The following is a 14570-nucleotide window of genomic DNA, read 5'->3' on the forward strand; positions in this document are numbered from 1 at the left end:
TGAAAAGTCGATGTTCGGACGCGCAGGTCCGGTCATGCCAACGCACGCTGGGCCATGGCCCAGCGTGGTGGGTGGGCTGTGCTGGCGGCACAGCCCCAAGATCACTTGGCTGCCTGGATCTTGTCGAAGTCAGACTGCGTGAAGCCCATGCCGGTCAGAGGCTTGTTTTTCAGCACCGCATCCTGGAAGGATTTGCGGTCGACTTGCACCATCTGCAAACCTTTCTTGCGGAACTCTTCCACCAGCTCGGCTTCGCGGGCCTTGACCTTGGCCGATGCACGCACCGCCGCTTCCTGGGTCACATCGGTGAAGATCTTCTTTTCGGCATCGCTCAAGCGATTCCAGAGGTGGGGCGCAATCTGCGTGGTCAGGCCGTCCACGATGTGGCCGGTGAGCATGATGGCTTTTTGCACTTCAAAAAACTTCTTGGCCTCGATGGTGGTCAATGGGTTCTCTTGGGCTTCCACGGTGCCGTTTTGCAGGGCCAAATACACCTCGGCAAAAGCAATGGGTGTGGGGTTGGCGCCGCAGGCCTCAGGTGTGGCGCGGTAGGCGGGCACATCGGGTACGCGGATCTTGATGCCCTTCATGCCGGCGCAGTTGGTGAAGGCTTTTTGGGCGGTGGTGTGGCGTGCACCGTAGTAGGTTTAGGCCGTGACCTGAATGCCCGTGCGGGCACGGAATTCGCCAATCATTTCCTGGAACACAGGGCTCTTGGAGTAAGCGAGCAGGTGGTCGCCATCACGGAAAATGAAGGGGTAGTAAGCGATGCCAAAACGCGGGTAGGTGCGCGCTGCAAAGGAGGGGCCGCTGATGATCATGTCCACCGTGCCCAGGGTCAGACCTTGGTTGATGTCGGTCTCTTTGCCCAAGGTGGACGCTGGGAAGACCTGGATGTCGAACTTGCCGTTGCTGCGTTTCTTGATTTCTTCGGCAGCCCACACCGACTCGGTGTGGAAGGGCTCTGATGTCTCATAGACGTGGGCCCACTTGAGTTTTTGCTGGGCCATGACGCCCGTGCTGGCCAAAAGCGTGCCCATGGCCACCGCACCGACGGCGGCCAGGGTTTTCAGGGTAAATCGTTTGCTCATCGTTGTCTCCTCGTTGGGGTTTGAAATATGCTGACGCGGGAACAGAAAAACCACCCTAACGGGCGGGTGCGCGGCGCCAGCTCGCGCTGTATCTTTTGTGGGCTTGTTTCAGGTGTTTTTGCATGGCTTTGCGCGCGGCGCTGCTGTCGTGCGCCTCAATGGCGCGCATCACCGCTTGGTGCTCGTCAATGGCCGCTTGCCAAGACGCTGGGCGTTCAAAGTAGTCGCCCAGCCGCTCAAACAATGGGCCATGGCGTGCTTGCCAATAGCGCTGTACCGTGTCGAGCAGCACGCTGTTGCCGCAAGCCAGCGCGATGGCCTGGTGAAAGGCTTCGTCGCCTTCGCGGGGGACTTCATTGCGCGCAGCTTCGCGCTGCATGTGTTTCAGGCTTGTCTGGATCGCTTTGACGTGTGATTTTTGGGCGTGGACAGCAGCCAGTGCAGCCACTTCGGCCTCCACCAAAATCCGCGCGCTCATGACTTCCAGCGGGCCCCAATTGGCCGGGGTGTCGGCATCGAAGTCGGCGTCCAGTGCCATGCCGTGATGCGCTGCGTTGTGGACAGCTTGCTGGACATAAATGCCCGAGCCTGTGCGCACTTCGATCATGCCCTCGACCTCGAGTGCAATCAGGGCTTCGCGCACAGAAGGGCGGCTCACACCCAGCTGCAGCGCCAGATCGCGTTCGGCGGGCAAACGCGAGCCGGGCGCAAATTCACCCGACACCATCAGTTGCCGAAGTTGCTCGGCAATCTGACGGTAAAGGCGATGCGGTGCGACGGTTTGCAGGGGCATAAGGGCATCAGGGATAACGTGAATTGGACAAGTGGTCAGACCAATTGCACAATCATCACATGACCCATCAACCCTGCCACTCCGCACAAACCCGCATGCTGTGTGTCGCAAAAATGACGACCCACTTGGGCTGACGGCCGCATGCTTCACACCCCTTTGTTCATGCCTTGCTTGCAGGGTTTTATGGGTTCTGCGTTTTAACCCCCTATGTCCCACGTCACCATCGACCGCGTGAGTCTGCGGCAAGTCAACTTGCCGCCCAAGGTCTTGCGCACCGACGCCATCCAGTCCTTTGTGACGCAGGAAACGATTTTGCTCACGCTGCATTGCAGTGACGGCATTGCGGCCACGGGTTACGCCTACACGATTGGTACCGGCGGTTCGTCGGTCATTGCCTTGCTCCAGGACCACCTGGCCCCGCGCCTGATGGGCCGCAACCCGGTCATGGTTGAAGCCATCTGGAAGGATTTGTTTTTTCACACCCACGCCACCGCCGTTGGGGCCATGACCAGCTTGGCGCTGGCGTGTGTGGACACCGCTTTGTGGGACTGGCGCGCGCAAAGCCAGGGCTTGCCTTTGTGGCGTTTGCTGGGCGGGGCGCAGCCGCGTGTGCCGCTGTACACCACCGAGGGTGGCTGGCTGCATTTGTCACCTGAGGCGCTGGTGGACCAAACACTGGCGGCGCAAGCGCAGGGCTTCAAAGGGGCCAAGATCAAGATCGGCCGCCCGCATGTGAGCGAAGACGTGGCGCGCCTTTCTGCCGTGCGCGACGCGGTGGGGCCGGGCTTTGAGCTGATGACCGATGCCAACCAAGGCTTCAACCGGGCCGAGGTGGTGCGCCGTGCGCGGGCTTTCGACGGGCTGGGTTTGGCCTGGATCGAAGAGCCCCTGCCCGCCGAAGACGTGTCGGGCCACCGCCAGTTGCGCGAGCACACCACCATTCCCGTGGCGGTGGGCGAATCGATGTACCACCCGATGCAGTTTCGCGAATATTTGGAGCAAGGCGCTTGCTCGATCGTGCAGCCCGATGTGGCCCGCATTGGCGGCATCACGCCCTGGATCAAAACCGCACACCTGGCCGAAACCTTTGATGTGGCGGTGTGCCCGCACTTTTTGATGGAGCTGCATGTGAGCCTGTGCGCGGCCGTGCCCAACGCCGCATGGGTGGAATACATTCCGCAGCTCGACGACATCACCACCTCGCGCCTGCAGGTGCAGGACGGGTATGCCCTGCCACCCGAAACCCCAGGTCTTGGCATCGCCTGGGACTGGGCCGCCATTGAACAACGACAAATGACCCATCTGGAGATCAAGACATCATGAGACTCAAAGGAAAAATTGCGCTCGTCACCGCCGCCGGGCAAGGCATTGGCCAAGCAGCGGCGCTGGCCATGGCGGCTGAAGGTGCCACCGTGTACGCCACCGATGTGAATGCCGACTTGCTCAAAAGCTACCAAGGTGTGGCGAATGTGCACACGGCGGTGCTGAACGTGCTCGACAAGCAGGCGATTGCAGCCCAGGTGGCCAGCCTCAAGCGCATCGACATCGTCTTCAACTGCGCAGGTTTTGTACACAACGGCAACATCGAACTGGCCACCGACGAGGACTGGGAATTCGCCTTCAACCTGAACGTGCGCTCTCAGTTCTGGATGATCCAGGCGGTCATCCCCAAAATGGTGGCGCAGTTTGCCCAAGACGGTCGCGGCGGCAGCATCATCAACATGGCCAGCGTGTGTTCCAGCGTGCGCGGCTTGCCCAACCGCTTCATTTACGGCACCAGCAAGGCGGCCGTCATTGGCCTCACCAAAAGCGTGGCGGCCGACTACGTGCGCCAGGGTGTGCGCTGCAATTGCATCTGCCCCGGCACCGTGGACACGCCTTCGCTGCAAGACCGCATCAACAGCTACGCCGACCCGGTGCAGGCGCGCCAAGACTTCATCAACCGTCAGCCCATGGGGCGTTTGGCGCAGGCGCATGAGATCGCGCCCATCGTCACCTTCCTCGCATCCGACGAATCCATCTTTGCCACAGGCAATGCCTACATGGTCGACGGCGGCATGACCATTTGATCTCCTCAGAAAGACAGACATGAATTTATTGAACTTGAAAGGCCGTCACGCGGTCATCACCGGTGGCGCCACTGGCCTGGGTTTTGCGATTGCGCAGCGCATGCTCTCATCCGGTGCGCGGGTCACCATCTGGGACCGCGATGCGGCAGGCATGACCAAAGCCGCTGAGCAGCTGCGCCAAGGTCAGCTGGGTGCGGTGGTCAACACGGTGCAAGTCGATGTGACCGACCACGCTTCGGTGGTGCAGGCCACCGCGCAAACCACGGCGCTGGCAGGCGTCGATGTGCTGGTCAACAGCGCCGGCATCACCGGCCCGAATGTGAAGGTCTGGGACTATCCGGTCGATGCTTGGAAGCAGGTGTTCGATGTCAATGTGAATGGCTTGTTTTATTGCTGCCGCGAACTCAGCGCGCACATGAAGGCGCGCAACTACGGGCGCATCGTCAACATCGCCTCGGTGGCGGGCAAAGATGGCAACCCCAACGCCAGCGCTTACAGTGCGAGCAAGGCGGCGGTCATTGGCTTGACCAAATCGCTGGGCAAAGAGCTGGCCGACACCGGTGTGCGCGTCAACTGTGTCACCCCCGCGGCTGTGAAGACGGCGATTTTTGATCAAATGACGCCCGAGCACATCGCGTTCATGCTTTCCAAAATTCCGATGGCCCGTTTTGGCGAGCCCGAAGAAGTCGCCGCCATGGTGACCTGGCTGAGCACCGAAGAATGTTCCTTCTCCACCGGCGCGGTCTTTGACCTGTCGGGTGGCCGCTCTACTTATTGATACTTTGAAAACTGAAAGGCAATTATGAAACTCGTTCGCTATGGCCAACCCGGCAAAGAAAAACCCGGCTTGATCGACGCCGAAGGCCGCTTGCGCGACCTGAGCGCGGTGGTCAAAGACATCTCGCCAGACCAGCTGAACGACAAAGCCTTGGCCAAGCTGGCCAAAGTCAAAACCGACAAATTGCCCTTGGTGCGTGGCAAAAAGCGTTTTGGCACGCCCATCTCTTACACCAGCAAATTCATCGCCATTGGTTTGAACTACGCCGACCATGCGGCCGAAGCGGGGATGCCCATCCCGGCCGAGCCCATCGTGTTCACCAAAGCCATTTCTTGCATTCAGGGTGCTGACGACGATGTCATGCTGCCCAAAGGCTCCAAAAAGTCAGATTGGGAAGTGGAACTGGGCATTGTCATTGGCACCCGTACCCGTTATGTCACGCAAAAAGACGCCCTCAACCATGTGGCCGGTTACTGCGTGGTCAACGACGTGAGCGAGCGCGAATACCAACTCGAACGCGGCGCCACCTGGGACAAGGGCAAGGGCTGCGACACCTTTGGCCCCGTGGGTCCTTGGTTGGTCACGCGCGACGAAGTGCCCAACCCGCAAGCCCTGGGCATGTGGCTCGATGTGAACGGCGTGCGCTACCAAACCGGTAACACCAAGACCATGATCTTTGGCGTGGCCAAGCTGGTCAGCTACGTGAGCCAGTTCATGACGCTGGAGCCCGGTGACATCATCACCACCGGCACACCCCCCGGCGTGGGCATGGGCGTCAAGGTCGACGGCAAACCCGCACCGGTGTACTTGAAGCGTGGCGACGTCATGCGTTTGGGCATCGAAGGTTTGGGCGAGCAAACCCAAAAGGTGGTGGCTTTCAAAGCCTGAACCCTGTCCAGCGCGACCGTCAGATCCTGATTTACCCTCGATCTGACGGGTTCTTGGTGTTGGCGGGTGGTTTTGGTGCAGAATAGAACGATCGTTCTTTTTTGTGCACCATGACCGACCGCCAAACCCCCTCCAACGTCGAAAGCCTCCCGCCCCCCGAACCGGGCCGGCGCGTGCTCATCAAGGGCCAGCAAACCAAGGCCGTCATCATCGACGCGGCGCTGGGCTTGGCCTCACAAATCGGCCTGGAAGGCCTGTCCATTGGCGCTGTGGCCGAAGTCACCGGCATGAGCAAGTCGGGCGTGTTCGCACATTTCGGCTCGCGTGAAGAGCTGCAAATTTCGGTCATCCGCGAATACCACGACCGCTTCGAATCCAGCGTTTTTTATGCGGCCATGCAAAAGCGCCGTGGTTTGCCCCGTTTGCACGCCATGTTTGACAACTGGATGGTTCAAACCTCGGCCGAGATCGATTCTGGCTGCATTTACATCAGTGGCGCCGTCGAGTTTGATGACCGCAGTGGCCCGGTGCGCGATGCCTTGGCGTCATCGGTGGCCACTTGGCAAACCGCTTTGCGCCGCGCCGTGGAGTTGGCGCAGGCCGAAGGTCAACTCAGTCAAGAGGCCGACGCCCACCAGATCGCGTTTGAGATCCATGGCTTGATCTTGGCGCTGCATTACGAAGCCCGTTTCTTGCGCAACCCCAGCGCCACCGACCGAGCGCGCCGGGGCTTTTTGCACATCTTGGCGCGCTACGGCGCCCCCACCATGCCCCCTTCGGCCGTGCCCGCTGCGGGCGCCAAGGCGGCCAAATTGGTGGCCGTGCCCAAAACCCGCCGCAAGCCTGCCGGCCATTGATTTTTTCAAGCGCGCCCGATTTTCACAGCCTCTTTCAGCCTCCATCAGCTTCTTTTTCTGACCCCATTTCCACCGATTCAAGGAGCCTTCCATGCCCGTCTACAACCCACCGCTTCGCGACATGCAATTTGTGCTGCACGAGTTGCTCAATGTGAGTGCCGAACTCCAAGCCCTGCCCAAGCACGCCGACACCGACGCCGACACCATCAACGCGGTGCTCGAAGAAGGCGGCAAATTTGCCGCCGAGGTGATCTTCCCGATCAACATCTCCGGCGACACCCAAGGCTGCCAACTCAACCGTGACACGCACGAAGTGAAAGCGCCCGATGGTTTCAAAGAAGCCTATGCCCAGTACGTGGCCGGTGGTTGGCCAGCGCTCAGCTGCGACCCTGCGTTTGGCGGTCAAGGCCTGCCCTTTGTGGTCAACCAGTGCTTTTATGAGATGCTCAATTCGTCCAACCAGGCTTGGACCATGTACCCGGGCCTCAGCCACGGCGCCTATGAGTGCCTGCACGCGCACGGCACGGCCGAGCAAAAAGCCCTGTACCTGCCCAAGCTCACCAGCGGCGAGTGGACCGGCACCATGTGCCTGACCGAGCCCCACTGCGGCACCGATCTCGGCATGCTGCGCACCAAGGCCGAGCCACAGGCTGACGGCACCTACCAACTCAGCGGCCAAAAGATTTTCATCAGCGCGGGCGAACACAACCTGGCCCCCAACATCGTGCACTTGGTGCTGGCCCGTTTGCCCGATGCGCCTCCCGGCAGCAAAGGCATCAGCCTCTTCATCGTGCCCAAGTTCAACGTGGCCGCCGACGGCAGCATGGGTGAGCGCAATGGCATCTACTGCGGCGGCCTGGAGCACAAAATGGGCATCCACGGCAATGCGACTTGCCAGATGGTGTTGGACGGTGCTGTGGGCACTTTGGTGGGCCAGCCCAACAAAGGCCTGGCGGCGATGTTCGTCATGATGAATGCCGCCCGTTTGGGTGTGGGCAACCAGTCGCTGGGCCTGACCGAAGTGGCTTACCAAAATGCCTTGGCTTACGCCAAAGACCGTGTGCAAATGCGCTCGCTCACCGGTGTCAAAGCGCCGGGCAAACCCGCCGACCCGATCATCGTGCACCCCGATGTGCGCCGCATGCTCATGACCGCCAAGGCCTATGCCGAGGGGGGCCGCGCCCTGGCTTGCTATTGCGCCTTGCTGCTCGACAAAGAACTCAACCACCCCGACGAGGCCGTGCGGGCCGAAGCCGCCGAAGTCGTGGCCTTGCTCACGCCCATCGTCAAGGCCTTCACCACCGACAACGCGTGGGAAGCGACATCCGCCTGCCAGCAGGTGTTTGGGGGTCACGGCTACATCAAAGAGTGGGGCATGGAGCAGTACGTGCGCGATGCCCGCATCAACATGATCTACGAAGGCACCAACACCATCCAGTCGCTGGACTTGCTGGGCCGCAAAGTGCTGGGCAACCAAGGCGCCACGCTCAAAAAATTCGGCAAATTGGTCGAGCAATTGGTCAAGGCCGAAATGGCCAACGAGGCCATGGGCGAATTCATCCAACCGCTGGCCGATCTGGGCCAAAAGCTCACGCAACTCACCGGCGAAGTGGGCATGAAAGCCATGAGCAACGCGGACGAAGTCGGCGCCGCTGCAGTGGACTATCTGCGCGTGGTGGGCCATCTGGTACTGGGTTACTTCTGGGCCCGTTCGGCACACATTGCATTGGCCAAATTGGCCGAAGCCGAAGAGCAAGCCCAGCGCCCCGACCCCTTCTACCAGGCTAAGTTGCAGACCGCGCGTTTTTACTTCACCCGCCTGATGCCCGAAACCTCCAGCCTGATGCGCCGCATTCGGGCCGGCAGCGAGGTGCTGATGGACACCGACGCCGCATTGGCCTGACACGACAGGTCCATCCCCCCCCTGAAACCCCATCTGGAGGAGAACCCATGATCAAAAACGTTTTGACCCTGACCCTGACCCTGAGTGCCGGCCTGCTGAGCCTGGCGGCCCACGCCCAAATGAGCCCGGTGGGTCTGTGGCGCAGCATCGACGATGCCACCCAGCAACCCAAAGCCGAAATCCGCATCACCCCAAAAGCCGGTGGCGGTTTGTCGGGTGTGGTCGAGCGCTCTTTGGCCACCACCCCCAGCCCTGAACCCAACTGCACCTTGTGCACCGACGACCGCAAGGGCCAGCCCAAAATTGGCATGGAAATCATCCGGGGCGGTCAACAAAGTGACGGCAAAGCGGTGTGGGAGGGTGGGAAAATCCTCGATCCTGAGAACGGCAAAAACTACAGCCTGCGATTGACCCCGATCGATGGCGGCAAAAAGCTCGAAGTCCGTGGTTTCATCGGCGCGCCCCTGCTGGGCCGCACCCAAACCTGGATTCGGGTGCAGTAAACCCTCTCGCCTCGCAAGACCCCACCACAAGGACCTTCATGTCTGACATCCTGACCCACACCGATGCGGGGGTGATGACCATCACCTTCAACCGCTTGGACAAAAAGAACTCCATCACCTCGGCCATGTACGCCACCATGGCCGACGCCGTGGCCCAAGCCGCGGCCGATGCCAGCGTGCGTGTGGTGCTGTTTCAAGGCCATGAAAGCATCTTCAGCGCGGGCAACGACATTGGCGACTTTTTGAACCAGCCGCCCACCACGCAAGACTCGCCTGTTTTCCGTTTCTTGCGCGGCATTGCCACCTTCGAAAAACCGCTGCTCGCCGCCGTGGCCGGGCCTGCGGTGGGCATCGGCACCACCATGCTGTTCCATTGCGACCTGGTGTACGCCGGTGACAACGCGGCGTTTTCCATGCCCTTCGTCAACCTGGGGCTGTGCCCCGAAGCGGCGTCCAGCCTGCTGGCGCCGCGCATGTTCGGCTACCACCGCGCTGCAGAAGCCTTGCTCATGGGCGAGCCCTTTTTTGCCGAAGCCGCGCAAGAAGTCGGCCTGGTCAACCGCGTCGTGCCGCCCACCGAAGTCAATGGCCATGCCCAAGCTCAAGCGCGCAAACTGGCGGCCAAGCCGCTCAGCTCGCTCATCGCCACCAAGCGCCTCATGAAGGGCAGCAGCCAGCAAGAAGTGCTGCAAAAGATGGACGAAGAAGGCCAAAGTTTTGGCCGCATGCTGCGCGAGCCCGCCGCCAAAGAAGCCTTTGGCGCCTTCATGGAAAAGCGCAAACCCGACTTTTCAAAAGTCTGACGGACACGGCAGGGGGCAGGGAGCGCAGGGGGCCGGCTCAGCCCGCTGCGCCCAGGCGCCACAGCGAAGTGACTTCGGCCGATCGGGCCGCGTACAAAGGGTCGGTGCTGTCTTGCGCTTTGGCGTGCACCGGCTTGGCATCCAGCCGCCCCAGCACCACCAAGCCCGCATCGGCGATCCAGCCCAACAGTGCTTCGCGGCTGCGCAGGCCCAGGTGTTCGGCCAGGTCTGACAAAACCAGCCAACCTTCGCCGCCCTCGCACAGGTGCTCATGCAGGCCCGCCAAAAATCCCTTGAGCATTTGGCTGCCCTCGTCGTACACGGCTTGGTCGAGCAAGCCCACCGGGCGTGCAGGCAACCACGGTGGGTTGCACACCACCAAGGCGGCTTGGCCTGTCGGAAATAAGTGGGTCTTAACTAACGACACCTGATTTTGCAGGCCCAAACGCTGCAAATTGTCCCGCGCACAGGCCACAGCCCGCTCTGACAAGTCAGTACCCACTACCTGCTCAACGCCCCGGCGTGCCAACACGGCCGACAAAACGCCTGTGCCCACGCCCACATCAAAAGCCAGCGATTGCGTCCTCAAAGCCTCGGGCAAGGGGGCTTGGGCCACCAAATCCACATACTCGCCCCGCACCGGAGAAAACACCCCGTAATGCGGATAAATGCGCAGCGCCACGCCCATGCCGGGCACTTCCACGCCGTTTTTGCGCCATTCAAAAGCGCCCACCGCACCTTGCAAACTGCGCAGCGACAGCACCGAGCGCTGGCCCTGCGCCGGGCCAAAAGCCTGCACACAGGCTTGGCGCACATCGGGGGCGCGGCGCAAAGCCATGCCGTAGTCACCATCCAACTCGACCAGGATCGAGTTGAGCACCCGGTTGCGCTGCGACTGCGCCAAGCGGTGCGCATGAAAAGCCGCGCCCGGCACCGGGGCAGGGGCCGCATCGCTGGTGGCCTTTTTGGCGCGGGTCTTTTTGGGTTGGTCCATGCGGCGGGCCATGGCCTGCAGCAACTGCCGCGCGTTTTGAAAGTCGCTGCGCCAGAGCAGGCCCGTGCCCGCACACGCCAGCCGGTAAGCCGAATCGGCCGTCAGCGTGTCATCGGCCAACACCACCGTCTTGGGCATCACCGCACCCGAATCCATGCGCCACAAAGCCGAACGGGTCTCACCTTTTTCCGTCCAACGCAACTCGCTCAGCCCTGTCATGCCATACCGCCCGAGGGCGCCTGTTTTAAAAATGAGGCCTGTGGCCCGGTGCGGGACTATAGCCCGGTCGGGCTGGCCAGCCTGGCCGATGCCTCAAGCCTGCCGGGTTTCCCAGCGCCAAGCGTGCTCAATCAAAGTGCGCAGGTCTGAATGTTGGGGCTGCCAGCCCAGATTCTGGCGAGCCATTGTCGGGTCGGCCACCAGACGTGACGGGTCACCCGGACGCCTTGGGCTGTCCATGACGGCCACAGAGCGACCACTCACTTTCTGGGCAGTGTCGATCACTTCCTGCACCGAAAAACCATGCCCGCTGCCCAGGTTGTAAGCTTGGCAATCGGCCCCTTGCCCAGCCATCAGCGACTGCAAGGCCAGCGCATGAGCGCTGCACAAATCCGTCACATGCACATAGTCACGAATGCAGGTGCCATCGGGCGTGTCGTAATCGCGGCCAAACACCTGCAGATGCGGTCTGCGCCCGGCGGCCACTTGCAAAACCAGTGGGATCAAATGCGTCTCAGGGTCGTGCCGCTCGCCCAGCTGGCCCTCGGGGTCAGCGCCAGCCGCATTGAAGTAACGCAAGCTCACTGACCGAAAACCATAAGCCAGTGCGTAATCGGCCAGCACCTGCTCCACCATCAGCTTGGTGCGGCCATAGGGGTTGACGGGCTGCTGCGGGTGTTTTTCGTCGATGGGCGAGTACTGAGGCTCGCCAAAAGTGGCGGCCGTGGATGAAAAAACAAAGCGCTGGATACCGTGGGCCCGCATGGCATCGAGCAATCCCAGCGTCTTCACCACATTGTTTTGGTAGTAGAGAGCTGGTTTTTGCACCGACTCGCCCACCTGAATGAAGGATGCAAAGTGCATCACCGCATCAAAACCACGCGACAACACCGCATCCAGCACAGCACGGTCGCCCATATCGCCCTGGACAAAATCACCGTACAGCACGGCATCGCGGTGACCCGAAGACAAATCGTCCAGCGTGGTCACGCGGCAGCCGGTTTGGCCCAGCATTTTCACCATGTGTGAGCCGATAAAGCCCGCACCGCCCACCACCAGAACATTCAACATCAACCGTCCCTCTGAAAAAAAGAGCCCTGAACCAAAAACCGAGCCACCCGATCAGTGTGCCAGCAAGCGGCCTCACGCCCTGCACAACCGGCGCGATGACCACCGCAGCCAGTTGAAACAGCGGGCAACAAAGGCACAATACCCGGTCTTGAACATCCTCACAATGCCCCCTCTTCACATGGTGCCCCACCCACCACACGCTGCCAGCCCAGAAAGCCGTGCCGTGCTTTTGGTGCCCATTTGCAACCCGGGCCAGGCTTGGGGCGAATTTCTTTCGGCCCTTCAGCAGCAAGACGTTCCACCGCACCAAGTCATTGTTCTCGATTCCGAATCGACCGACGGCAGTGCCCAAGCTGCCCAAGCTTTGGGTTACACCGTACAACCCGTGCAGCGCAGCCGCTTCAGTCACGGCGGTACGCGCCAAGCGGGGATCGATCAACTCAGCTGGGGCGCAGAGTTTGCCATTTTTCTCACGCAAGACGCCATCTTGGCCCGCCCCGATGCCTTGCACCAACTGCTGAAGGCCTTTGACGATCCGCAAGTTGCCGCCACCTACGGCCGTCAACTCCCTCACGCCAACGCAACGCCGATTGCGGCACACGCTCGCCTTTTCAACTACCCTGCGCAAAGCCACACGGTCACCCTGCAAGACAAAGCCGCAAAAGGCATCAAAACCTGTTTTTTATCCAACTCGTTTGCGGCCTACCGCCTCTCGGCCCTGCGCGAAGTGGGCGGCTTTGCCCCTGACCTCATCTTGGGTGAGGACATGCATTTGGCCGCCCGCCTGCTGATGGCTGGGGGCGCCATCCGATACCAAGCCAGCGCCCACGTTTATCATTCACATAATTACGCGCTGCGTGAAGAACTGGCCCGCTACTTCGATACGGGGGTTTTGCATGCCCGGCAAAGCTGGCTCATGGACACCTTTGGCAGCGCGGGCAATGAGGGCCTGAAATTCATGACATCTGAGATGAGACATCTCTGGGCACAAGCACCACAACATCTGCCTTTGGCACTGCTGCGCAACCTGGTTAAAGCCGCAGGTTTCAAGCTGGGACACTGGAGCCCATTCATGCCCCGGGCGATCAACCAAGGCCTGTCCATGCACAAGGGGTATTGGGCTTGAAGCAAGACTTCGCCCCAGTCCAAATGCCGACCAAAGTGTCAGAGCTCACGCATTTGCAGGTTCGACTGACCAAATTGGCCATCATGGTGGGCGACTTGGTGGCCATGGCTTTGGCCTTTGGGGTGTCACTGCTGTTATGTGCTGGGCTCATCACCGGCTCGGTGGTCAACACATCCGCTTGGCTGTCTGGGCAAGACCTTGAGCGGTTTCTGGCCTGGGCGGTCACGGCGCTGTTGGGCCTGGTGCTGCTTCTCATGAGCTACCAGCATTACAGCGACCGCAAACCGTTTTGGGACGAACTTGGCGACTTCATTCGATTGACGGGCTTGCTGGCGCTGCTTGATATCGCCATTGTCGCTACCGCCCAATGGAATGCATCGCGCCTTTGGTGGATGGTTTCTTGGACCTTGGTCTTGATCGCCCTCATTTTTGGGCGAATGCTCACACGCGCAGTGCTGCGGCAACTCGGTCTATGGGAGCGCCCCACCATCATCATTGGCATTGGGCCCAATGCGGCAGACGCTGCTCAGGCGCTGCGCAGCCAGCCCGAAATGGGTTTGCGTGTGCATTGCTTTGTAGATGCTGGTGGCGCTGACAACAGCATCGATGAACAAACCCACCCCCGTCAATCGCTGGCCAAAATGTCCCGCATTGCCAAACAGCCAGGGGTCCAGTGGGTCATAGCGCTTGAGCACGCCCAATCCGATCAGCGCGAGTACTGGCTCAGGCAACTGGCCCAATGGGGTGTGCCAGACATCAGCGTCATCCCAGCCATGCGCGGCGTTCCCTTGCACGGCACAGACATGTCGCACTTTTTCTCGCACGAAGTGGCACTGCTGCGCATGCGCAACAACCTGCGGCGCTGGCCCGCTCGCCTGACCAAACGCGTCTTTGACACCGCGACGGCGCTGATCTTGCTCGCCTTGCTCAGTCCCGTGATGCTGACCATCGCCTACTTGATACGTCGGGATGGTGGTCCTGCCTTGTTCGCCCATCCCCGAATAGGGAAAAAATCCAGGGTCTTCAAGTGCTTCAAATTTCGCACCATGGTGGTCGATGCTGAAAAACAGCTCGAAAAACTTTTGCAGCAAAAACCTGAACTTCGCAAGCAATGGCTGGCCGAGCGCAAACTCCAAGCTGATCCAAGAGTCAACGCCTTTGGTCATTTTTTACGTCGTACCAGCCTCGATGAGTTACCCCAACTGCTCAATGTGGTGCTCGGCGAAATGAGCTTGGTCGGCCCACGGCCCGTGGTGCGCACTGAATTGCGGCGTTTTGGCTCTGACGTGGGTTACTACCTGTTGGTCAGGCCCGGCATGACGGGCTTGTGGCAAATCAGTGGCCGCTCCGACATTGATTACGACAAGCGCGTGTACCTTGACGCTTGGTACGTCAAAAACTGGTCATTTTGGTACGACCTCATCATTCTGCTCAAAACCATCAAAGTGGTCGTCAAACGCGAAGGTGCGTACTGA

The 14570-nt window shown here is 60.5% G+C and carries 13 protein-coding genes and 1 pseudogene; 10 read left to right on the forward strand and 4 right to left on the reverse strand.

The features are described from left to right. Positions 1-101: 101 nt before the first annotated feature. Together B472_RS12940 and B472_RS12945 are read right to left on the reverse strand one after the other, a co-directional pair. A pseudogene (locus B472_RS12940) lies at positions 102-1091 on the reverse strand (sialic acid TRAP transporter substrate-binding protein SiaP). A gap of 55 nt (positions 1092-1146) precedes the next feature. Then, on the reverse strand, positions 1147-1884 hold the full coding sequence (locus tag B472_RS12945; protein ID WP_019427244.1) for a FadR/GntR family transcriptional regulator: 738 nt from the start codon (positions 1882-1884) through the stop codon (positions 1147-1149). A gap of 207 nt (positions 1885-2091) precedes the next feature. On the opposite strand from B472_RS12945, the gene B472_RS12950 reads away from it, so the two are divergent. The 8 genes from B472_RS12950 (at position 2092) to B472_RS12985 (ending at position 9685) form a co-directional block, all read left to right on the forward strand. Next, positions 2092-3207: a mandelate racemase/muconate lactonizing enzyme family protein gene (locus tag B472_RS12950; RefSeq protein WP_019427245.1), complete on the forward strand. Its 1116-nt coding sequence runs from the start codon at positions 2092-2094 to the stop codon at positions 3205-3207. Then, on the forward strand, positions 3204-3953 hold the full coding sequence (locus tag B472_RS12955; protein ID WP_019427246.1) for an SDR family oxidoreductase: 750 nt from the start codon (positions 3204-3206) through the stop codon (positions 3951-3953). The genes B472_RS12950 and B472_RS12955 overlap by 4 nt, the downstream gene beginning before the upstream one ends. A 19-nt stretch (positions 3954-3972) precedes the next feature. Further along, positions 3973-4731: an SDR family NAD(P)-dependent oxidoreductase gene (locus tag B472_RS12960; RefSeq protein ID WP_019427247.1), complete on the forward strand. Its 759-nt coding sequence runs from the start codon at positions 3973-3975 to the stop codon at positions 4729-4731. Positions 4732-4755: 24 nt separating this feature from the next. Then, complete coding sequence (locus B472_RS12965) at positions 4756-5619, forward strand: fumarylacetoacetate hydrolase family protein (protein WP_019427248.1); 864 nt, start codon at positions 4756-4758, stop codon at positions 5617-5619. 110 nt (positions 5620-5729) lie between these two features. After that, positions 5730-6476: a TetR/AcrR family transcriptional regulator gene (locus B472_RS12970; protein WP_019427249.1), complete on the forward strand. Its 747-nt coding sequence runs from the start codon at positions 5730-5732 to the stop codon at positions 6474-6476. Positions 6477-6567: 91 nt separating this feature from the next. Continuing rightward, on the forward strand, positions 6568-8379 hold the full coding sequence (locus B472_RS12975) for an acyl-CoA dehydrogenase C-terminal domain-containing protein (RefSeq protein WP_019427250.1): 1812 nt from the start codon (positions 6568-6570) through the stop codon (positions 8377-8379). A 47-nt stretch (positions 8380-8426) separates the two neighbouring features. Beyond that, positions 8427-8882 (forward strand): DUF2147 domain-containing protein, encoded by a 456-nt coding sequence (locus B472_RS12980; RefSeq protein WP_019427251.1) that lies wholly within the window; start codon positions 8427-8429, stop codon positions 8880-8882. 38 nt (positions 8883-8920) lie between these two features. Then, positions 8921-9685: an enoyl-CoA hydratase gene (locus tag B472_RS12985; protein WP_019427252.1), complete on the forward strand. Its 765-nt coding sequence runs from the start codon at positions 8921-8923 to the stop codon at positions 9683-9685. 37 nt (positions 9686-9722) lie between these two features. Here the strand turns inward: B472_RS12985 and B472_RS12990 are convergent, their stop codons facing one another. Together B472_RS12990 and galE are read right to left on the reverse strand one after the other, a co-directional pair. Next, positions 9723-10898 carry a class I SAM-dependent methyltransferase gene (locus B472_RS12990; RefSeq protein ID WP_019427253.1) on the reverse strand — a complete coding sequence of 392 codons (1176 nt, stop codon included), beginning with the start codon at positions 10896-10898 and terminating at the stop codon, positions 9723-9725. Positions 10899-10991: 93 nt separating this feature from the next. Continuing rightward, positions 10992-11969 carry a UDP-glucose 4-epimerase GalE gene (gene galE / locus B472_RS12995; protein WP_019427254.1) on the reverse strand — a complete coding sequence of 326 codons (978 nt, stop codon included), beginning with the start codon at positions 11967-11969 and terminating at the stop codon, positions 10992-10994. A 163-nt stretch (positions 11970-12132) separates the two neighbouring features. Here galE and B472_RS13000 point away from each other — a divergent pair, with 163 nt between their 5' ends. Continuing rightward, on the forward strand, positions 12133-13095 hold the full coding sequence (locus B472_RS13000) for a glycosyltransferase family 2 protein (RefSeq protein WP_202862784.1): 963 nt from the start codon (positions 12133-12135) through the stop codon (positions 13093-13095). Beyond that, positions 13092-14570, forward strand: coding sequence for an undecaprenyl-phosphate galactose phosphotransferase WbaP (gene wbaP / locus B472_RS13005; RefSeq protein ID WP_116798676.1), 1479 nt, complete (start codon positions 13092-13094; stop codon positions 14568-14570). The genes B472_RS13000 and wbaP overlap by 4 nt, the downstream gene beginning before the upstream one ends.

Origin of the sequence: Limnohabitans sp. Rim28, from assembly GCF_000293865.2 — a bacterium.
In the GTDB taxonomy this organism is placed as follows: Bacteria; Pseudomonadota; Gammaproteobacteria; order Burkholderiales; family Burkholderiaceae_C; genus Limnohabitans_A.